Annotated in this window: 17 protein-coding genes; 9 read left to right on the forward strand and 8 right to left on the reverse strand. The window is 56.3% G+C overall.

Going from position 1 to position 21,391, the window contains the following annotated elements; translation table 11 throughout:
- Position 1: 1 nt before the first annotated feature.
- Entirely contained in the window at positions 2–2,110 is a 2,109-nt protein-coding gene (gene rlmKL / locus DVA43_RS09905) for a bifunctional 23S rRNA (guanine(2069)-N(7))-methyltransferase RlmK/23S rRNA (guanine(2445)-N(2))-methyltransferase RlmL (RefSeq protein WP_103823353.1), read from the reverse strand.
- Between the two features lie 97 nt (positions 2,111–2,207).
- On the opposite strand from rlmKL, the gene DVA43_RS09910 reads away from it, so the two are divergent.
- Positions 2,208–3,317 carry a YcbX family protein gene (locus tag DVA43_RS09910; protein ID WP_114315425.1) on the forward strand — a complete coding sequence of 370 codons (1,110 nt, stop codon included), beginning with the start codon at positions 2,208–2,210 and terminating at the stop codon, positions 3,315–3,317.
- Here DVA43_RS09910 and zapC read toward each other — a convergent pair.
- Positions 3,314–3,850 carry a cell division protein ZapC gene (gene zapC / locus DVA43_RS09915; protein ID WP_103823355.1) on the reverse strand — a complete coding sequence of 179 codons (537 nt, stop codon included), beginning with the start codon at positions 3,848–3,850 and terminating at the stop codon, positions 3,314–3,316. The genes DVA43_RS09910 and zapC overlap by 4 nt on opposite strands.
- A gap of 167 nt (positions 3,851–4,017) precedes the next feature.
- On the reverse strand, positions 4,018–5,028 hold the full coding sequence (gene pyrD / locus DVA43_RS09920) for a quinone-dependent dihydroorotate dehydrogenase (protein WP_114315426.1): 1,011 nt from the start codon (positions 5,026–5,028) through the stop codon (positions 4,018–4,020).
- 248 nt (positions 5,029–5,276) lie between these two features.
- On the opposite strand from pyrD, the gene ssuE reads away from it, so the two are divergent.
- From ssuE to ssuB, 5 genes are read left to right on the forward strand one after another with little or no spacing between them, the layout of a single operon-like run.
- The gene (gene ssuE / locus DVA43_RS09925; RefSeq protein ID WP_103178946.1) at positions 5,277–5,852 is read left to right on the forward strand and encodes an NADPH-dependent FMN reductase; all 576 of its coding nucleotides are present in this window, start codon (positions 5,277–5,279) and stop codon (positions 5,850–5,852) included.
- Entirely contained in the window at positions 5,845–6,807 is a 963-nt protein-coding gene (locus tag DVA43_RS09930; RefSeq protein WP_114315427.1) for a sulfonate ABC transporter substrate-binding protein, read from the forward strand. Before ssuE ends, DVA43_RS09930 begins: the two co-directional genes overlap by 8 nt.
- Positions 6,804–7,949: an FMNH2-dependent alkanesulfonate monooxygenase gene (ssuD, locus tag DVA43_RS09935; RefSeq protein WP_114315428.1), complete on the forward strand. Its 1,146-nt coding sequence runs from the start codon at positions 6,804–6,806 to the stop codon at positions 7,947–7,949. The genes DVA43_RS09930 and ssuD overlap by 4 nt, the downstream gene beginning before the upstream one ends.
- 9 nt (positions 7,950–7,958) lie before the next feature.
- A complete protein-coding gene (ssuC, locus tag DVA43_RS09940) occupies positions 7,959–8,750 on the forward strand; it encodes an aliphatic sulfonate ABC transporter permease SsuC (protein WP_114315429.1) in 792 nt (263 codons plus the stop codon).
- Positions 8,747–9,517: an aliphatic sulfonates ABC transporter ATP-binding protein gene (gene ssuB, locus DVA43_RS09945; protein WP_114315430.1), complete on the forward strand. Its 771-nt coding sequence runs from the start codon at positions 8,747–8,749 to the stop codon at positions 9,515–9,517. The genes ssuC and ssuB overlap by 4 nt, the downstream gene beginning before the upstream one ends.
- Positions 9,518–9,642: 125 nt before the next feature.
- Here ssuB and pepN read toward each other — a convergent pair whose 3' ends face one another.
- Positions 9,643–12,255, reverse strand: a complete 2,613-nt coding sequence (pepN, locus tag DVA43_RS09950; protein ID WP_114315431.1) for an aminopeptidase N — start codon at positions 12,253–12,255, stop codon at positions 9,643–9,645.
- Between the two features lie 264 nt (positions 12,256–12,519).
- Between pepN and pncB the strand changes: the two genes are divergently transcribed.
- Positions 12,520–13,722, forward strand: coding sequence for a nicotinate phosphoribosyltransferase (gene pncB / locus DVA43_RS09955; RefSeq protein ID WP_114315432.1), 1,203 nt, complete (start codon positions 12,520–12,522; stop codon positions 13,720–13,722).
- Positions 13,723–13,778: 56 nt separating this feature from the next.
- On the opposite strand, the gene DVA43_RS09960 is transcribed toward pncB, so the two are convergent.
- The 4 genes from DVA43_RS09960 to dpaL all read right to left on the reverse strand — a co-directional run bounded on the left by DVA43_RS09960 (position 13,779) and on the right by dpaL (position 18,844).
- Positions 13,779–14,942, reverse strand: coding sequence for a M20 aminoacylase family protein (locus DVA43_RS09960; protein ID WP_114315433.1), 1,164 nt, complete (start codon positions 14,940–14,942; stop codon positions 13,779–13,781).
- A gap of 18 nt (positions 14,943–14,960) precedes the next feature.
- Positions 14,961–16,199: a Zn-dependent hydrolase gene (locus DVA43_RS09965; protein WP_114315434.1), complete on the reverse strand. Its 1,239-nt coding sequence runs from the start codon at positions 16,197–16,199 to the stop codon at positions 14,961–14,963.
- A gap of 23 nt (positions 16,200–16,222) precedes the next feature.
- Complete coding sequence (locus DVA43_RS09970; RefSeq protein WP_114315435.1) at positions 16,223–17,512, reverse strand: septum formation initiator; 1,290 nt, start codon at positions 17,510–17,512, stop codon at positions 16,223–16,225.
- 117 nt (positions 17,513–17,629) lie between these two features.
- A complete protein-coding gene (dpaL, locus tag DVA43_RS09975) occupies positions 17,630–18,844 on the reverse strand; it encodes a diaminopropionate ammonia-lyase (protein ID WP_114315436.1) in 1,215 nt (404 codons plus the stop codon).
- 205 nt (positions 18,845–19,049) lie between these two features.
- Here dpaL and DVA43_RS09980 point away from each other — a divergent pair, with 205 nt between their 5' ends.
- Positions 19,050–19,511, forward strand: a complete 462-nt coding sequence (locus DVA43_RS09980) for an Lrp/AsnC family transcriptional regulator (protein WP_114315437.1) — start codon at positions 19,050–19,052, stop codon at positions 19,509–19,511.
- Between the two features lie 175 nt (positions 19,512–19,686).
- Positions 19,687–21,087: an asparagine--tRNA ligase gene (gene asnS, locus DVA43_RS09985; RefSeq protein WP_103178939.1), complete on the forward strand. Its 1,401-nt coding sequence runs from the start codon at positions 19,687–19,689 to the stop codon at positions 21,085–21,087.
- Positions 21,088–21,391 lie beyond the last annotated feature (304 nt).

Here is a 21,391-nt window from a genome sequence, read left to right on the forward strand (position 1 = left end):
TTCAGACCGCGGTAATCAGCCAGCAGTTATGGATCTGACGGTTACGGGCAAAATCCTGGGACAGGGTTTTTTGACTGATCTCTTGTGCTTTCAGCCCCAGTTTTTCCAGCCCTTCATGATCCATGCGGAAACCGCGTTTGTTGTTCGAGAACATGATCGTGCCGCCTTTACGCAGCATACGTTTTAGATCTTTCATCAGCGTAATATGGTCGCGCTGGACATCGAAAGACTCTTCCATGCGCTTGGAGTTCGAGAAGGTCGGCGGATCGATAAAGATCAGATCGAACTGCTCTTCGGTTTCACGCAGCCAGCCCAGCACGTCAGCCTGCAACAGGCGGTGCGCGCGGCCGGTCAGGCCGTTAAGGCGCAGGTTGCGCTCCGCCCACTCCAGATAGGTGCGGGACATATCCACGGTGGTAGTGGTGCGCGCACCGCCCAGGCCGGCATGTACGCTGGCGCTGCCGGTATAGGAGAAGAGGTTCAGGAAGTCTTTACCTTTACTCATCTGGCCCAGCATGCGGCGGGCAATGCGGTGGTCGAGGAACAGGCCGGTATCGAGGTAATCGGTGAGGTTCACCCACAGGCGCGCGTTATATTCGCCCACTTCGATAAACTCGCCCTTGCTGTTCATCTTCTCGTACTGGTTTTTACCCTTCTGACGCTCACGGGTTTTGAGGATCAGCTTGTTCGGGGCGATATTCAGCACGCTGATGGTCGCAGCAATAATATCGAGCATACGCTGACGGGCTTTCTGCGGATCGACGGTTTTAGGCGGAGCATACTCCTGCACGACCACCCAGTCGGCGTAGCGATCGACCGCCACGTTGTACTCCGGCAGATCGGCGTCATACAGGCGATAGCATTCAATGCCTTCCTGCTTCGCCCATTTTTCAAATTTCTTCAGGTTCTTGCGCAGGCGGTTGGCGTAATCTTCCGCGATGGTGGCAGGTTTGCTGTCCGCCTCTTTCTCGGCCAGATGGTAATTTTTCTGCACGCAGTCCAGCGGGCCGTTTTTGGCCTTGAACTGGCGCTCGGCGCGAAGTTGCAGGCAGCTCAGCAGCTCAGGAGAGGCACTGAACAAAGAGAGGTTCCAGCCGCCAAACAGATCCTTCATGGTGCGCCCCAGCAGGCTATGCAGGGCAATCAGCGCAGGCTCGCTGTCCAGACGTTCGCCGTAAGGCGGGTTGCTGATCACCGTGCCGTACGGACCTTTTGGCAGCGGATTGGTGAGCTGGGAAACATCTTTAACCTCAAAGGCGATCAGCTCGCCGATTCCGGCGCGGCGGGCGTTGCTGCGCGCGCGTTCAATGACGCGGGCGTCGCTGTCAGAACCATAGAAACGGGATTCATAAGCTGCCAGCCCGGCACGTGCACGCGTCTGGGCTTCGGCTTTGACCTCCTGCCAGATGGCCTCGTCATGCTGAGCCCAGCCCTTAAAGCCCCACGCGCCGCGATGCAGGCCAGGCGCGCGGTCGGTTGCCAGCATCGCCGCTTCGATAAGCAGGGTACCGGAACCACACATCGGATCGAGCAACGGCGTACCCGGCAGCCAGCCGGAACGCATCACGATGGCGGCCGCAAGGTTCTCTTTGATCGGCGCAATACCGGCACGATCGCGGTAGCCGCGCTGGTGAAGGCCTTCGCCACACAGATCCAGCGCAATGCTGGCAACTTCTTTATTCAGGCGAACGTTGATGCGCAGATCCGGATTTTCACGATCGACGTTCGGACGCTCCAGATTTTTGCGCGTGAAACAGTCGACGATGGCATCTTTGACCTTCAGCGCCCCGTACTGGCTGTTACGGATCTCATCGTTCAGGCCGCTGAAGTGCACGGCAAAAGTGGCGCCTGGGGCAAAAATCTCTGTCCAGTCGATAGTCTGCACGCCAATATAAAGATCGAGATCGCTATAAACCTTGCACTCTCTCATCGGCAACATGATGCGTGAGGCCAGGCGGCTCCACATCAGGCTCTGGTAAATAAGCCGCGTGTCGCCCTGAAAATGGACACCACCCTGAACCACCTGGCACTCTTGCGCGCCCAGGTTTTCCAGTTCAGTTTTTAACAGCTCTTCCAGCCCACGGGCCGTACTGGCAAACAGAGAATTCATATCGTCACTTTTACTCTAAGAAAATTGCTGCGCATTATAGCCAATCTGGGCTCTATGTCATAAAGTTGAGGGCTTATTTTCATTTGAGGGCTGCGCCGTGGCGACGTTATCCAGGCTTTTCATTCATCCGGTTAAATCCATGCGCGGTATTGGGCTCACGCATGCCCTTGCCGATGTCAGCGGTTTTGCCTTTGATCGCATTTTTATGGTCACAGAGCTGGATGGCACATTTATTACCGCACGCCAGTTCCCGCAAATGGTTCGCTTTACCCCGGCGCCGGTTCAGGATGGTCTCCATCTGACTGCGCCGGATGGTTCCAGTAGTATCGTCCGTTTCAGCGATTTTGCGCCAGCGGATGCGCCCACCGAAGTCTGGGGCAACCACTTTACCGCCCGTATCGCCCCGGATGCGATCAACCGCTGGCTGAGCGAATTCTTTTCCCGCCCAGTTCAGCTGCGCTGGGTTGGGCCGGAGCTGACGCGACGCGTGGCTAAGTTTGCCGCGGTGCCGCTCTCTTTTGCCGACGGGTTCCCGTATCTGCTCACTAACGAAGCCTCGCTGCGCGACCTGCAACAGCGCTGCCCGGCCAGCGTGCAGATGGAGCAGTTCCGCCCGAACCTGGTGGTGACCGGCGCTGCCGCCTGGGAAGAGGACACCTGGAAAGTGATCCGCATCGGCGAGGTCATTTTTGATGTGGTGAAACCCTGCAGCCGCTGCATCTTTACCACCGTCAGCCCGGAAAAAGGGCAGAAACACCCGGCTGGCGAACCGCTAAAAACCCTGCAATCTTTCCGCACCGCGCAGGATAATGGTGATGTCGATTTCGGTCAGAACCTGATCCCGCGCTCCAGCGGAGTGATCCGCGTGGGCGACGAGGTGGAGATCCTCTCGACCGCCCCGGGCCGCCTCTACGGCGCATGCGCCGAAGAAGAGGCCAGCGATGTGGAAGTGCAGCCTGCAACGGCGGTGACCATCCAGTGGCAGGGACAGACTATTCGCGGTAACAATCAGCAGGTGTTACTGGAGCAGCTTGAACAGGCCGGTATTCGCGTGCCCTACTCCTGCCGTGCGGGGATTTGCGGATGCTGTCGCATCACGCTGGTTGAGGGGGAAGTGAGCGCGCTGAAGAAATCGGCCATTGGCAGCGACGGCACAATCCTGTGCTGCAGCTGTGTGCCGAAAACGTCGTTACAGCTCGAGGCTTAAACAGCCTGTTCCAGGCTGAAGCTGACCGGTTGCGGTTTCAGCCTGTCATTCATCACTTTAATCGGGTCGCCCAACTGCATGGTGCGCCCGGCAATGGTCACCGCGGGCTGCGCCAGTAAACAGAGCGCAGCGTTGTCGCCCGGCTCCACCACCAGCAAATTCACCTGCTCACCATTTTCGCTCAGGCTGACACAGGCGGCGTCGCCGATTGTCGGTGTCCAGCGTTCACCGTGGGCAAGAAAGTGCCAGCTTTTTGGCATCTGGGGTTTGAGGAATCGGATCGCCACCAGCGCATTGAGCACCAGTTCAGCGCGTTGCTCTTTCGACAGTTCCAGGTCACGGCACTTCTCTTCAAAAGAGAAATAGAGTGCGGCATCATCGACGCAAAAACCGGTATCGGCAAAGGCGTCCGGGGTTAACATCCGGCGGGCAAAACGCGAACGAAACAACATACCATTGGCCAGATCGAGCATCATACGATCGTGCTCTTCGCAGAAATACCAGCGCCAGTTATCGTCAGGTTTAATTCGCATCTGTCTCTCCCGTTCCCGAAACGTCCTGTCGTAAGAAAGTCCTTATTGCCGCTTCGTTTTTTTAACCTCAGTAATCAAAGACTACTATGTCTAATAAAGCAACAGTCCGGGAATATAAAACAACCAGAGCTGGAAATAAAGCCCTGGTTGTCAGTCATGCTAAAAGGTTAGAGGTGATTAACGATTTCTTTAATCAGCGGCGGACCTTTAAAAATAAAGCCGGAATATATCTGAACAAGCGAAGCGCCAGCAGCCATTTTTTCACGGGCGGCGATGACTGAATCAATCCCGCCAACCCCAATAATCGGTAAGCGGCCATTTAATTCCTGCGACAGACGACGAATTATTTCGGTGCTTTTTAACTGCACCGGGCGTCCGCTCAAGCCACCCATTTCATCGCAGTGCTTCATCCCCTGAACTAAAGCGCGGTCAAGCGTGGTATTGGTAGCGATAACACCATCAATATTATGACGAACTAAACTGTCGGCCACCTGAATCAGCTCTTCTTCAGTCAGATCCGGCGCAATTTTAACGGCGACTGGCACGTATTTATGGTGCGTCGCCTGGAGTTCATTTTGCTTATTTTTGATGGCGGTTAATAAGTCATCCAGCGCTTCGCCGTATTGCAGGGTACGCAGACCTGGCGTGTTAGGCGAGGAGATATTCACCGCAATATATCCAGCATAAGCGTAGACTTTCTCCATGCAGATCAGGTAGTCATCTTTGCCCTGCTCGACCGGCGTGTCTTTATTTTTGCCGATATTAATGCCTAATACGCCGTCGAAATGGGCCTTTTTCACATTCTCAACGAGGTGATCGACACCGAGATTATTAAACCCCATGCGGTTAATCAGCCCTTCGGCTTCTACCAGGCGGAACAGGCGTGGCTTGTCGTTACCCGGCTGCGGACGCGGTGTGACGGTACCAATTTCGATGGAGCCGAAGCCCATCGCACCCAGTGCATCAATGCACTCGCCATTTTTATCCAGCCCTGCCGCCAGACCCAGTGGGTTTTTAAAGGTTAACCCCATACAGGTGACCGGCTTATCCATCACTTTCTGGCGCACCAGCGCTTCGAGCGGGGTTCCCGTAATACGGCGTAACTGCTGGAATGTTAATTCATGAGCGCGCTCAGGATCGAGCTGGAAAAGGGCTTTACGAACGAAGGGGTAGTACATGAACTCTCCTGGATTCCCGGTGTGCAAACCGGGGGCGTATTATCTGCGATCGCAGCGGGAAAGGGAATTGACCTGAGGCAAAAAAAGCCCCGTGCTGCGCAATCGTTTACTTTTCACCCCTCCTTTATTCAATTTTCGGCATTTATCTTGCGGATAAATCATTTAGCGGAATAAGCCAGCGGTGCCACACTGCCAACAAATGTTATCAATGTTAGATAAAAGCAAATAATTGGTTATAAGGAGCATCTATGCGCGTCATTACGTTGGCTGGCAGTCCGCGATTCCCTTCCCGCTCCAGCGCACTGCTGGAGTATGCCCGGGAGCAGCTTACCTCTCTGGATGTGGAGGTGTTCCACTGGAATCTGCAAAATTTTGCCCCGGAAGATCTGCTCTATGCCCGCTTCGACAGTCCTGCGCTGAAGGCGTTGAATGAACAGTTAAAAGAGGCCGATGGGCTGATCGTCGCCACGCCGATCTATAAAGCCTCGTTTTCCGGCGCCCTGAAAACCCTGCTCGATCTGCTGCCGGAGCGCGCGCTGGAGGGCAAAGTCGTCCTGCCACTGGCGACGGGCGGCACCGTGGCCCATCTGCTGGCGGTGGATTACGCCCTGAAACCGGTGCTCAACGCCCTGAAAGCCCAGGAGATCCTGCACGGCGTGTTTGCCGATGATTCTCAGGTCATCGACTACCAGCACAAGCCGCACTTTACCCCGAACCTGCAAACCCGCCTCGATAGCGCGCTGGAGACCTTCTGGCAGGCGCTGCATCGCCGCGACGTTCAGGTTCCAGCCTTTGGTCTTCAGAAAGGAGTCGCCCATGTTTAAATCCCTTGCACGCCTGAGCCTGGCAGGTCTGGTGGCTCTCTCCGCACTGGCGTATGGCGCAGAGCCCGCGCCCGACAATCTGCGTATTGGTTATCAGAAAGGCAGCGTCAGTATGGTGCTGGCAAAAAGTCATCAGCTGCTGGAAAAACGCTACCCGAACACCAAATTCTCCTGGGTTGAGTTCCCGGCCGGCCCGCAGATGCTGGAGGCGCTGAACGTAGGCAGTATCGATCTTGGCAGTACCGGCGATATCCCGCCGATCTTCGCCCAGGCCGCCGGCGCGGATCTGGTTTACGTCGGCGTTGAGCCGCCAAAACCGAAAGCCGAAGTGATTCTGGTGCCTGAAAACAGCCCGATTAAGAGCGTGGTGGATCTGAAAGGCCACAAAGTGGCTTTCCAGAAAGGCTCCAGCTCGCACAACCTTTTACTGCGCGCGCTCCAGCAGGCGGGCCTGACCTTTCAGGATATTCAGCCGGTCTATCTCTCCCCGTCGGATGCCCGCGCCGCTTTCCAGCAACATAATGTCGATGCCTGGGCTATCTGGGACCCTTACTACTCTGCGGTGCTGCTGCAGGGGGGTGTGAGAGTACTGAAAGATGGCGAAACCCTGAAACAGACCGGCTCTTTCTACCTTGCCGCACGCCCCTATGCCGAGAAGAACGGTGCCTTTATTCAGGGCGTGCTGGATACCTTTAGCGAAGCGGACGCCCTCACCCAGAGCCAGCGTCAGGCCAGTATCGCCCTGCTGGCAAAAAGCATGGGTCTGCCGGAGCCGGTCATTGCTACCTACCTTGACCATCGCCCGCCAACCGTCATCAAACCGGTGGATGCGAAAATCGCCGTGTTACAGCAGCAAACCGCCGACCTGTTTTACGACAACCATCTGGTACCGAAAAAAATCGTTATTCGCGACCGCATCTGGCAGCCCACTGCCTCGAAAGGAGATAAATCATGAGTCTGAATATGTTCTGGTTTTTACCTACCCACGGCGACGGTCATTATCTGGGCACCGACGAGGGCGCACGCCCGGTGGATCATGCTTATCTTCAGCAGATCGCCCAGGCCGCCGACCGGATTGGTTTTACCGGGGTGCTGATCCCGACAGGTCGTTCCTGCGAGGATGCGTGGCTGGTGGCGGCGTCGATGATCCCGGTGACCCAACGCCTGAAGTTTCTGGTGGCCCTGCGTCCCAGCGTGACCTCCCCGACGGTGGCCGCACGCCAGGCCGCGACCCTCGACCGTCTGTCGAATGGCCGCGCGCTCTTTAACCTGGTGACCGGCAGCGATCCGCAGGAGCTGGCGGGAGACGGCGTCTTCCTCGATCACACCGAGCGTTACGAAGCCTCCGCGGAGTTCACCCAGGTCTGGCGTCGCCTGCTGGAGGGTGAGAGCGTCACCTTCGAGGGCAAGCATATCCATGTGCGTGACGCGAAACTCTACTTCCCACCGATCCAGCAGCCGCGTCCACCGCTCTATTTTGGCGGTTCATCGGACGTTGCCCAGGATCTGGCCGCCGAACAGGTCGATCTCTACCTCACCTGGGGCGAGCCGCCGGAACTGGTGAAAGAGAAGATTGAGCAGGTACGCGCCAAAGCGGCGGCCCACGGTCGTAAAGTCCGCTTCGGCATTCGTCTGCACGTGATTGTGCGCGAAACCAATGAAGAGGCGTGGCAGGCGGCCGACCGCCTGATCGCCCATCTGGACGATGACATCATTGCCAAAGCGCAGGCCGCGTTTGCCCGCACCGATTCCGTGGGGCAACACCGAATGGCCTCCCTGCACAACGGTAAAAGAGAAAATCTGGAGATCAGCCCGAACCTGTGGGCGGGCGTCGGCCTGGTGCGCGGCGGTGCGGGTACCGCCTTAGTGGGTGATGGCCCGACCGTGGCGGCGCGCATTAATGAGTACGCTGACCTCGGTATCGACAGCTTTATTCTCTCCGGTTATCCGCATCTGGAGGAGGCGTACAAGGTGGGCGAACTGCTGTTCCCGCATCTGGATGTCGCCATTCCAGAAATCCCGCAGCCGCAGCCGCTGTTGCAGCAGGGCGAAGCGGTCGCCAACGAATTTATCCCGCGTAAAGCCGCCCAGAGCTAAGGAGAGCGCATGGATCATTCTTCGCGAAAATGGCTACTGCGCATTGCCCCCTGGCTGCTTCCCGCAGGCATTGTGCTTATCTGGCAGTTGGCCTCCTCCGTGGGCTGGCTCTCCAGCCGCATCCTGCCGTCGCCGGAGGGGGTTGTGGAGGCATTCTGGTCCCTGAGCGCCAGCGGTGAGCTGTGGCAGCATCTGGCGATCAGCGCCTGGCGCGCGGTGATTGGTTTTTCCATCGGCGGGTCGATTGGCCTGACGCTGGGCCTGATCAGCGGCCTCTCCCGCTGGGGCGAGCGTCTGCTCGATACCTCGATCCAGATGCTGCGCAACGTGCCGCATCTGGCGCTGATCCCGCTGGTGATCCTCTGGTTTGGCATCGATGAGACGGCGAAGATTTTTCTCGTCGCCCTCGGCACGCTCTTCCCGGTCTATATCAACACCTGGCACGGCATTCGTAATATCGATCGCGGGCTGGTGGAGATGGCGCGCAGCTACGGTTTGTCCGGCTTCGCCCTGTTTATCCACGTTATCCTGCCGGGCGCCCTCCCCTCCATTATGGTAGGCGTGCGCTTCGCCCTCGGTCTGATGTGGCTGACGTTAATTGTGGCGGAAACCATCTCGGCCAACTCAGGTATCGGCTACCTGGCGATGAACGCCCGCGAATTTCTGCAGACCGACGTGGTCGTGGTGGCTATCGTTCTCTATGCCCTGCTCGGTAAACTGGCGGATGTTAGCGCCCAGTGGCTGGAACGCCGCTGGCTGCGCTGGAATCCGGCCTACGCGATAAAGGAGGCACACGCATGAATACGGCTCGCTTAAACCAGGGAACGCCGCTGTTGCTTAACGGCGTCACCAAACGCTACGGCGAAAACACCATTCTGAACGAACTGGAGTTGCATATTCCCGCCGGGCAATTCGTGGCGGTGGTGGGCCGCAGCGGTGGCGGTAAAAGCACCCTGCTGCGCCTGCTGGCCGGGCTGGAGGCGCCGAACAGCGGCGAACTGCTGGCCGGGAATACGCCGCTGGCGGAAATTCAGGACGATACCCGGATGATGTTCCAGGATGCGCGACTGCTGCCGTGGAAATCGGTAATCGATAACGTTGGCCTGGGGCTGAAAGGGAACTGGAAAGCGCAGGCATTACAGGCGCTGGCCGCCGTCGGGCTGGACAATCGCGCCGGGGAGTGGCCTGCCGCCCTGTCAGGGGGTCAGAAACAGCGCGTAGCGCTGGCCAGGGCGCTGATCCATCGCCCGGGGCTGTTGCTGCTGGATGAGCCACTGGGGGCGCTGGACGCCCTGACGCGGATTGAGATGCAGGATCTGATTGTCTCGTTATGGCAGGAGCACGGCTTTACGGTGCTGCTGGTGACCCACGATGTGAGCGAAGCCGTTGCCATGGCGGACCGCGTACTGCTCATTGAGGAGGGCAAGATTGGGCTGGATCTGACAATTGACCTTCCTCGCCCTCGCCGGGTGGGATCGGCGCGGCTGGCGGAGCTGGAAGCGGAGGTCCTGGATCGGGTGATGAAGCGTGGGGTAACGGAGCGGCAGTTGATTACGGCTAATGCCTGATGCCCTCACCCTGACCCTCTCCCACAGGGAGAGGGAGGGTAAACGTAGGCCCGGTAAGCGTAGCGCCACCGGGCATCAGGCCCACAGCATTGCCGGGTGGCGGTTTCGCCTTACCCGGCTTTCTATCAGGCCAGCGCCTTGCTGATCTTCTCATACAGATCGCCGGAGAGGTTCTCCAGCCCTTTCAGCTGCTCCAGCGCGGCACGCATCTTCGCCTGACGCTTCTCATCGTAGCGTTTCAGACGGATCAGCGGCTCAATCAGACGCGACGCCACCTGCGGGTTACGGCTGTTGAGCTCGGTCAGCATCTCCACCATAAACTGGTAGCCGCTGCCATCTTCAGCATGGAAGGCGGCCGGGTTGCTGCTGGCAAAGGCGCCAATCAGAGAGCGGACGCGGTTCGGGTTGCTCAGAGTGAACGAACGGTGATTGAGCAGGCTGCGCACCTTGTTCACCACATCCGCCGCCGGGCTGGTGGATTGCAGGATGAACCACTTATCCATCACCAGACCATCCTGGTGCCATTTGTCGTCATACTCCTGCATCAGGGCATCACGGCACGGCAGCTCTGCGGCAACGCTGGCAGCCAGCGCAGCCAGCGCATCGGTCATGTTGTCGGCCGTGTGATACTGCTTGCTGACCAGTTCGTCGGCGAGCGCCGTCTCCCCAAACGCCAGGTAGCGCAGACAGGTGTTACGCAGTGAGCGCTTGCCAATATCGGCATGCTCAACCCGATAGGCGTCCAGTTTGTGGTGGTTGTAGACCGCCAGGAACTCATCCGCCAGCTCGGTTGCCAGGGTACGGGTCAGCGCCTCACGCACCGTCGCGATAGCGATCGGATCGATAATCTCAAACAGCTCGGCGATTTCATTTACCGACGGCAGGGTAAGGATTTCAGCCGCCAGCGCCGGATCGATCTTCTCATCTAACAGGATTGCGCGGAAGGCATCGGCCACATGTGCCGGTACCGACAGCGGCTGTCCCTGCTGATGACGATTGACGTTCAGCTTGATATAGGTCGCCAGCAGGCTCTGCGCCGCATCCCAGCGGGAGAAGTCGTTGCGCGCATGACGCATCAGGAAGGTCAGCTGCTGATCGCTCCACTTGTACTCCAGCTTAACCGGCGCGGAGAATTCGCACAGCAGCGCAGGTACCGGCTGGAAGTAGACATTATCAAAGATGAAGGTCTGCTCGGCCTGGGTCACGTTCAACACGTTGTGCACCGGATGGCCGCTTTTTTGCAGCGGGATCACCTTGCCTTCGTTATCGTACAGCTCAATGGCGAACGGAATATGCAGGGGGAACTTCTCTTCCTGCTCGGCGGTCGGCGGCGTGCGCTGGCTGATGGTCAGGGTGTACTGCTCGGTTTCCGGGTTGTAGTCGTCTTTAACGGTGACCACTGGCGTACCGGCCTGGCTGTACCAGCGGCGGAAATGGGAGAGATCGATGTTAGAGGCATCTTCCATCGCCTGCACGAAATCGTCGCAGGTAGCGGCGCTGCCGTCATGGCGTTCGAAATAGAGCTGCATCCCTTTCTGGAAGTTCTCTTCGCCCAGCAGGGTGTGGATCATGCGAATGATTTCAGAACCTTTTTCATACACCGTCAGGGTGTAGAAGTTGTTCATCTCAATCACTTTGTCCGGACGGATCGGGTGCGCCATTGGGCTGGCGTCTTCGGCAAACTGCAGGCCACGCATGGTGCGCACGTTATTGATGCGGTTAACCGCCCGCGAGCCGAGGTCGGAGCTGAACTCCTGATCGCGGAAGACGGTTAAGCCCTCTTTCAGGCTCAGCTGGAACCAGTCACGGCAGGTGACGCGGTTGCCGGTCCAGTTATGAAAATACTCGTGGCCGATGACGCGCTCGATATCGAGGTAGTCTTTATCGGTGGCGGTATCGGTACGCGCCAGCACATATTTGGAGTTAAAGACGTTGAGGCCTTTATTTTCCATCGCGCCCATATTGAAGAAGTCGACGGCGACGATCATATAGATGTCGAGGTCATACTCGAGACCGAAACGCTCTTCATCCCACTTCATGGAATTGATAAGCGAGGTCATGGCCCACGGGGCGCGGTCGAGGTTGCCGCGATCGACAAACAGCTCCAGCGCCACTTCACGGCCTGAACGGGTGGTGAAGGTGTCGCGCAGAACGTCAAAATCACCCGCCACCAGCGCAAACAGGTAGCACGGTTTCGGGAACGGATCCTGCCACTGTACCCAGTGACGGCCATTTTCCAGTTCGCCCTCGCCCACGCGGTTACCGTTGGAGAGCAGGAACGGATAGGTGGCTTTATCGGCGATGATTTTGGTGGTAAAGCGGGCCAGTACATCCGGGCGGTCGAGATACCAGGTGATGTGACGGAAACCTTCGGCTTCACACTGGGTGCAGAGCGCCACGCCCGACTGGTATAACCCCTCCAGTGCGGTGTTAGACGCCGGGCTAATCTCGTTAACGATGCGTAACGTAAAACGTTCCGGCAGGTTATCCAGCACCAGCTGGTTATTTTCTTCTTTATAGTCGGTCCAGGCGGTGTCGTTGACCTGCACCGACACTAAAGTCAGGTCTTCGCCGTCAAGACGCAGCGGCACCGCCGTGGCGTTATGGCGCGTCACCTGGCTTACCGCCGTCACAACGGTTTTTGTGGCATCCAGGTCAAAAGTCAGATCGATATCGCTAATCAGGTAATCCGGCGCACGGTAGTCGTGGCGGTATTTGGCTTGAGGCTGTTGTGTCATAGAAAACCTTTTGCATCGTTTGTCGAATAACGAACCAGTCTATTCCTGTTGTCTAAATCGCGCTATGCAGAATGTTCATCTTTTCAGTCACAAACACTCTATTTGCTACATTTTTATAACACGCGGCACGAAATGCTCTCGACCCTGGACCAGGCTTATGGTGTGATCGGGGTTCAATAAATCGCTAAACAAGGTATACTCCAGCGGTTTCATTAGTCGTTTATTGTACTAAACGCTCCCGTGAGAGGATGCTACTGCGCACCTATGACTCAATTCGCTTCACCTGTTCTGCATACGCTGCTGGATACCGACGCGTACAAACTGCATATGCAGCAAGCCGTTTTCCACCAATACCACGACGTACAGGTCGCGGCTGAATTCCGCTGCCGTGGTGACGACTTGCTGGGGATCTATGCTGACGCCATCCGTGAGCAAGTCGACGCAATGCAGCATCTTCGTCTGCAGGATGATGAATTCCAGTGGCTCTCCAGCCTGCCCTTCTTTAAAGAAGATTACCTTCAGTGGCTGCGCAATTTCCGCTATGACCCGTCCCAGGTAAAAATCAGCAATGATAACGGCAAGCTGCACATCCGCCTTGAGGGCCCGTGGCGGGAAGTGATCATGTGGGAAGTGCCGCTGCTGGCGGTGATCAGCGAGCTGGTGCACCGCTTCCGTTCCCCGGAGGCGAGCGTTGAACTGGCGCTGACGACGCTGGAACAGAAGCTGGTTGATTTTGCCCAACTGACCGACTCGCTGGATATGTCGCGTTTCCGTCTGATGGATTTTGGCACCCGTCGCCGTTTCTCCCGCGAAGTGCAGCAGGCCATCGTCGAGCGGCTGCAGCAGGAGCCGTGGTTTGTCGGCACCAGCAATTACGATCTGGCCCGCCGTCTGAACCTGACCCCAATGGGCACCCAGGCGCACGAGTGGTTCCAGGCGCATCAGCAGATCAGTCCGGAGCTGGCGACCAGCCAGCGTGCGGCGCTGGCCGCCTGGCTTGATGAGTACCCGAACCAGCTCGGCATCGCCTTAACCGACTGTATTACCATGGACGCCTTCCTGCGCGATTTCGGGCCGGAGTTCGCCACCGCCTATCAGGGGCTGCGCCATGACTCCGGGGATCCGCTGGAGTGGGGTGAGAAAGCGATCGCCCATTATCAAAAGCTGGGCATCGACCCGATGAGCAAAGTGCTGGTCTTCTCCGATAATCTTGACCTGTCAAAAGCGGTAGGCCTGTACCGACACTTCTCCTCGCGCGTAAATCTGGCCTTTGGGATCGGCACCCGTCTGACCTGCGATATTCCGCAGGTAAAACCGCTGAATATCGTGATTAAACTGGTGGAATGTAACGGCAAGCCGGTGGCGAAGCTCTCCGACAGCCCGGGCAAAACCATCTGTCATGACAAAGCCTTCGTGCGGGCGCTACGTAAAGCGTTCGACCTGCCACAGGTTAAAATAGCCAGTTGATTTCCCGTAAAAAGGATCCCTGCTGCGATGCAGGGACCCTTTTGCTTTTGCTCACTCTACAGCGGCAGACGGGTTCTGACGATCTCAGCAAAATACTCCGCGCCTGTCAGTAAAATCTCATCGTTAAAGTCATAGCAGGCATTGTGTAGCGGCGTATTACCCTGCGGGTCCGACGCATCACCATTACCTAAAAAGACAAAGCAGCCAGGCACTTGCTGCAGGAAAGCGCCGAAATCTTCAGAGATCATCATCGGAGCGACGTTACCTTCAACGTTCTGCGCACCCACCACATTGATCGCCGCGTTCACGGCCACATTTACACATTCCTGCCAGTTCACCGTCGGCGCGAACTCATGGGTGTAAATGAATTCGCACTGCGCCCCGTGCATAGCACAAATCGCTTCGCTGATGGTGCGCATCCGCTCCTCCAGCAGAGCCTGCACCTGCGGAGAATCGCTACGGGTGTCGCCTTTGATTTCGACATGGGTCGGAATGGCATTGCGGATGCCGTCGGTGTGCAGTTCCGTACAGGAGATCACTGCCGGCACGTTAGGATCGACGTTGCGCGATACGATGGTTTGCAGTGCAAGAATAATTTCCGCCGCAATCACCAGCGGGTCTTTGGCCATATGCGGACGCGCGGCATGCGCCCCCTGGCCGGTAATGCGAATAATAAAGTTATCTTCGCTGGCCATAATGCCACCAACCCGGGTGGCTATCGTCCCCGCCCTCATGCCCGGCATATTATGCAGGCCATATATCTCTTCAATGCCAAAGCGCCCGATTAACCCGTCCGCCATCATTGCTTTCGCACCGTAACCCGGTTCCTCGGCTGGCTGGAAGACAAAGCAGACAGTGCCATTGAAGTTCTGGCGCTGTAACAACAGCTGCGCTGCCCCCAGCGCAATACAAGTATGACCGTCGTGACCGCAGCCATGCATGCGTTCTGGCGTGTCCGAGCGATAAGAGATTTCGCTCTTTTCGGTCAGTTGAATCGCGTCGATATCGGCGCGGATCGCGATGACACCTTTACCCTCCCCGCATTTCAGCACCCCCACCAGCCCGGTTTTGCCAATGTCCCGATGCACCTCAATCCCCATACTCAGGAGTTTTTCGGCAATAAACTGCGCGGTTTTTACCTCTTCAAAGGCGCTTTCCGGGTTGGCGTGCAGATGGTGACGCCATGCGATAAGCTGCTGTTTGAGCTGTTCCTGATTCATCATAATCTCCAGTTAAGGTTAAGCCGGACGCTGGGCACGCTGTAAAACCACCTGTAGCAGCACGTTGGCGCCGGCAATCAGGTCTTCAGGGTCGCTATGTTCGTTGACGTTATGGCTGATGCCGTCGAGGCAGGGGACAAAGATCATCCCGGCCGGACACACCGAGGCCATAAACTGCGCATCGTGACCTGCGCCACTCGGTAGTCGTCGTGTGCTCAGGCCCTGACGTCTGGCCTCATCCTCCACGACGTTGACAATATCATCGGCAAAAATGACTGGATTAAAACGTACCAGCGAACGGCTGGATATTTTCACCCCTTCGTCCTGTGCCGTTGTGGCGATAAAATCCGCCAGCCGCTGTTCGGCCAGTTTTAAAATTGCGTTATCGGTATTGCGTAGATCTACCGACATCACGACCTGGTTGGGTATGACGTTAATCAGATTGGGTTTGACGCTGATGTGCCCCACCGTGGCGACCTGATCGCCGCCAAGATCCAGCGCCAGTTCACGGGCAAAGACGGCGATTTTTGCTGCCGCCAGACCGGCGTCGTGACGCATCGACATCGGTGTAGTGCCAGCATGGTTAGAGACGCCGGTCAGGGTCAGCTCCTGCCATGAGATCCCCTGCACTCCGGTAACCACACCGATATCGGTTCCCTCTTTGTCGAGAATTGGCCCTTGTTCAATGTGCAGTTCGACGTAGCTATCCACCAACATATCGCCAGGCCTGCCTTCGCCTTTGTAACCAATCGCCTGCAGCGCCTCGTCAAGAGTAATGCCCTCGCGATCTTTTGCCGCCAGCGCCGCCTCCAGGGGATATTCTCCGGCAAACACTACGCTGCCCATCATATCGGGCTGGAAGCGCACCCCCTCTTCGTTGGTAAAGAAGGTAACCGCCAGCGGACGCCGGGCACGGATCCCTGCCTCCTGCAGCGTGGCAATCACCTCAAGCCCGGCCATGACGCCGTAGTTGCCGTCATACAGACCGCCGGTGCCGACGGTATCAATATGCGATCCCATCATGACCATAGGCAGAGCCTCTTCGCCGGCATACACGCCGGTGACGTTACCGATAGCATCAATACTGACATCCAGCCCCAGAGCCTTCATTCTGGCGACAACAAAATCCCTGCCAGCTTTATCCTCTGCGGTGGCCGCGAGGCGGCAGACACCCCCACTCTCTAGTGCACCGTACTCGCCGAGCGCGAACAAAGAATCGATAAGACGCTGGCCGTTAATCTGTAAATAGTGACGCATAACAATCTCGCTAGTGATCGTGGTTATTTGAACATGCCGTAAAAAATGGCGGAGACGGTAATCAACCCAATCAGGGTGACAAAAACGTTGCTGGTTTTGCCGCGGTACGGTGCCAGCGCAGGTAATTTATGGATGGCGTACATGGGTAACAGCAGCAGGATCACCGCCCCGGTGGGGCCGCTGATATATTCAATAATTCCGAGGATGCTGGGATTTTTGTAGGCGGCGAACCAGCAGGTCAAAACCATAAAAACCAAGATCACGATGTCGACCGAGCGGATAGCCGGTTTTTTCCCGCGCGCGGCGGCGGCTTCAACGATCAGATCGCGCAGCGATTCATAGGCACCGATATAGTGACCCAGAAAGGATTTGGTAATAGCAACAAAAGCGATAATCGGTGACAGCCAGGCGATAACCGGCGTACCAAACTGGTTGGCAAGATATGAGAGGATGGAGAGATTCTGCTCCTTCGCCTCCGCCAACTGCTGCGGCGACAGGCTTAAGACGCAGCTAAGTACAAAAAACAGCACTACCAAGGTCATCAACAGGATCCCGTAGCGCTGGATCTGTCCGCATTTACGCTCGGCCAGTGCCTGGCCGTAACGCTGCTTCTGGCGCACCACCATTGGGGAGATAATTGGGTAATGGTTAAAGGACATCACCAGTACCGGAAATGTCATCCACAGCGTCAATAACATGCCGTGTCCGCCACCTGTCGTACTGACATTTAAGGTATGCAGGATCGCCCCGTTCCAGTGTGGAATTAGAAACAGCGCCATAAAAATAAGCGAGAGGATAAAGGGGTAAACCAGCGCGCTCATCACCCGCATAATCAACCGTTGCCCCAGTCGGACGATAAACATCAGCCCGAGGATTAGCACAATCGCCACCAGCGCCCGCGGCGGCTCGGCCATCCCCAGTTGATGGGTGATAAAACTCTGTGCGGTATTGGTTATTGCTACCGCGTACATAATCAGAATGGTATAGACGGCAAAGAAATAGATAACGGTAAACACTTTACCCGCCAGCATGCCGAAATGTTCACCAATCGCATCGGTAATGGTGCTTTCCGGGGTATTAGACGAGTAAATAAATCGCGCCAGCCCACGGTGCGCCAGATAGGTAATGGGAAACGCGAGGACGAAAACGATAAGTAACGGCCATATGCCTCCAATCCCGGCGTTTATCGGTAGAAACAGTACTCCGGCGCCAATCGCTGTCCCGAACAGGCCAAGCACCCAGACGGTATCTTCGCTATGCCATTTTGCGGGATTGCAATATCCTCTTTCTGTAACAGCAATTTCACTATTCATTGGTCATGTTCTCTCTGTGCATTACGCGATAACGCGTATGTTTTATTGTCAGAACGCGTGCCATACCGAGGGCCTGTAGGGTAGGTAAAATGGCCCTCTTGCTAATGCCGTGGGCGATTAACCGTTACGGCCAAACCAGACGATCTCTTCATAGATATCCGGGGAGGTGTCCCCTTCTGTGCTGATTAACAGGACATGGGCGTCGGCATTGAGGCGCAGTGATTCAGCGATTTCGCGATGCTCCGGTTGGGTCATCAGGGCATGCAGCACCCCGGCGCCGATAGCGCCAGACTCACCAGAAACAAAGGGCTCATCGGTACCGGGACGCGGCGCGGCAAGGAGGCGCATGCCGTTGGCGGCAAGGTGATCATCGGCGGAGATAAAACAGGTTGCGTGGTCACGCAGCATCGGCCAGCTAATAATATTCGGTTCGCCACAGGCCAGTCCGGCCATCAGGGTGGCCATATCGCCCCCCACGCTGTGGGGTTGCCCGTCATTGATAACTGCAGAGCGGTACAGGCAGTTCGCCTGATGCGGTTCCACAATGACGATCGTCGGCGCAAGGTACTGCATTTTCTCGACAAAATAGCCCATGATGCTGCCCGCGAAAGACCCCACCCCGGCCTGTAAAAAGAGATGTGTCGGTAACGGCGTGCCGCTTTGCCGCAGCTGTTCCCAGGCTTCAACGGCAAGGGTCATATAGCCCTGCATAATCCAGGTGGGGATCTGCTCATAGCCCTGCCATGCCGTATCCTGCAGCAACACCCAGCCCTGCTCTCTGGCCGCTTTATCGGCCAGACGCACGGTATCGTCGTAGTTGAGCTCGGTGATGGTGCACTCGGCACCGTGTTGGCGAATATTTTGCGCCCGCACCGGCGAAGAGCCTTTTGGCATATAAACCACTGCCCGCAGGCCGAGCTGCTCCGCCGCCCAGGCAACACCGCGTCCGTGATTACCATCGGTGGCGGTAACAAAGACAATATCTTTAATCCGGGCTTTTATTTCCGCTGAATTAAGGTCGGCGAAACTCAGGGTATTAATGTCGCGTCCCAGCAGGCCGGCGAGATATTTCCCCATGGCATAAGATCCCCCGAGCCCTTTAAAGGCGTTCAGGCCAAATCTTTGGGCCTCATCTTTAATATGTATCGATCCCAGCCCCAGACGCTGGCTTAGGTGGTCCAGCCGGCGCAGCGGCGTTACCTGGTAAGCGGGAAATTTTTGATGGAAAGCCAGCACTTCGTCGCCAACCTGCTCACTGAGCAGGCTGAGGCTCCCCCCCTGGCCATAGGCTTTGCGTCGCGCGTTAAAATGAAAATTAATCCTGTCCGTCATAAGTGCACCTTAAAATGTGAAACAGCGTGGGCTGACTCTTCGAAGCGATTTAACGCTTTACGGGTAAAGTGATGGTACACTTCGCCCGATGGTAAAATGGCGCAAAATTGCCCACTACCGCGCAACTTTCACCCTCCTTTACCGCTGTAATGCAACAAAATTGCGTTAGTGAGGTCGATCACACTGTTTTGAGGTTGCTAACACGATGAAACTGGATACATGGGATAAAAAAATTCTCACGCTTTTACAGCAGACGAATCGTCTGTCGCAGCGGGAAATTGCCGATCGCGTCAGCCTGTCCGCTTCAGCGGTCAACAGGCGGATCGCCGCACTGGAGGAGGCCGGCATCATCAAGGGCAGCGTCAGCGTGGTCAATGCCAGTAAGGTGGGTCGCCCAATCACCATCATGGTTCAGGTCACCATTGAGAACGAACGTCTCGACCTGCTTGAGGAAGATAAGCAACGATTCGTGAATTGTCCGCAGGTACAGCAGGTCTATTACGTCACGGGCGATTTCGATTTCCTGCTGGTGATAAACGTGCGGGATATGGCGGAATACGAGGCGCTGACCCGCGAGCTGTTCTTCGCTTCGGGAAATATTAAATCGTTCCGCACCATCGTATCGATGCAAAATGCCAAGCAGGAAATGACGGTAGTGATTGAGTAGCTTGCGCGAAAGGTGATGGTGGCAGGCAAGGAATCTGCCTGCACCATTATTATTTCCGAAATCCGCCCTTTCATATGCGAATTCTACTTGTCTGATGGAAGATGACAGGTAACATAGATATCCCCCCATTGAAGGGGATACAGATTTTATTTTTGGACTACATAGAGAGACTATTATGAGCGTTGTGCCTGTAGCCGACGTACTCCAGGGCCGCGTAGCCGTTGACAGCGAAGTCACCGTGCGCGGATGGGTGCGTACCCGCCGAGATTCAAAAGCTGGCTTTTCATTCCTCGCCGTCTATGACGGTTCCTGCTTTGATCCTGTACAGGCCGTAATTAATAATTCTCTGCCCAATTACAATCAGGAAGTGCTGCGTCTGACCACGGGTTGCTCCGTTGTCGTCACCGGTAAAATCGTGGCCTCTCAGGGCCAGGGTCAGAGCTACGAACTGCAGGCCACCTCCATTGAAGTGACCGGCTGGGTTGAAGATCCAGATACCTATCCGATGGCGGCAAAACGCCACAGCATCGAGTATCTGCGCGAAGTGGCTCACCTGCGCCCGCGTACCAACATGATTGGTGCCGTGGCCCGTGTCCGTCATACGCTTGCACAGGCGCTGCACCGCTTCTTCGACGAGCAGGGTTTCTTCTGGGTCTCCACGCCGCTTATCACCGCTTCTGATACCGAAGGCGCAGGCGAGATGTTCCGCGTCTCCACGCTGGATATGGAAAACCTGCCGCGCACGCCAGAAGGCAAAGTGGACTACGACAAAGATTTCTTTGGTAAAGAGGCCTTCCTGACCGTGTCTGGCCAGCTGAACGGCGAAACCTACGCCTGTGCGCTGTCTAAGATCTACACTTTCGGCCCGACCTTCCGTGCTGAAAACTCCAACACCAGCCGCCACCTGGCAGAATTCTGGATGCTGGAGCCAGAAGTGGCCTTCGCCGATCTTAATGATGTTGCGGGCCTGGCAGAAGCGATGCTGAAGTATGTCTTCAAGGCCGTGCTCACCGAGCGCGCAGACGACATGAAATTCTTCGCCGAGCGCGTCGACAGCGATGCGATTGCCCGTCTGGAGCGTTTCGTCTCTGCTGACTTTGCGCAGGTGGATTACACCGATGCCGTCGCGATCCTTGAGAAATGCGGTGAGAAGTTCGAGAACCCGGTTTACTGGGGCGTTGATCTGGCTTCCGAGCATGAACGTTACCTTGCCGAGAAACACTTCAAGGCGCCAGTGGTTGTTAAAAACTATCCGAAAGACATTAAGGCGTTCTATATGCGCCTTAACGAAGATGGCAAAACCGTTGCCGCGATGGACGTGCTGGCGCCGGGCATCGGTGAAATCATCGGTGGTTCTCAGCGTGAAGAGCGTCTGGATGTGCTGGATGCGCGTATGGCTGAAATGGGCCTCAACAAAGAGGACTACTGGTGGTATCGCGATTTACGTCGCTATGGCACCGTGCCGCACTCCGGTTTCGGGCTCGGTTTTGAGCGTCTGATTGCCTATGTCACCGGCGTTCAGAACGTGCGTGATGTCATTCCTTTCCCGCGTACTCCGCGCAGCGCAACGTTCTAATCCCGTAATACTCAATGGCCAGCTATGCTGGCCATTATTTTATCCTGCCGTGTCAACTTGTGTCAGTTGAAAGTCAGCATCTTTAAAGCGCAACCCCGCAATATCCTCTTCAGTGTTACGCTTTATTTCCACGAAACATCTTTGAACAAAAAATAAACCCTATTCTTATTGCGCCTAATCTCTTTCTTAAGCATTAGCACATTTTTCGCACAAACTCCCGGCTATCCAGACGTCCATCTTCAGAAATAAGAAAAATTGTTCGCTAATGCTTCGGATCATAAAAAAAGTCATTATCTAAAATTAA

The organism is Leclercia sp. W6, assembly GCF_003336345.1.
Taxonomy (GTDB): Bacteria; Pseudomonadota; Gammaproteobacteria; order Enterobacterales; family Enterobacteriaceae; genus Enterobacter.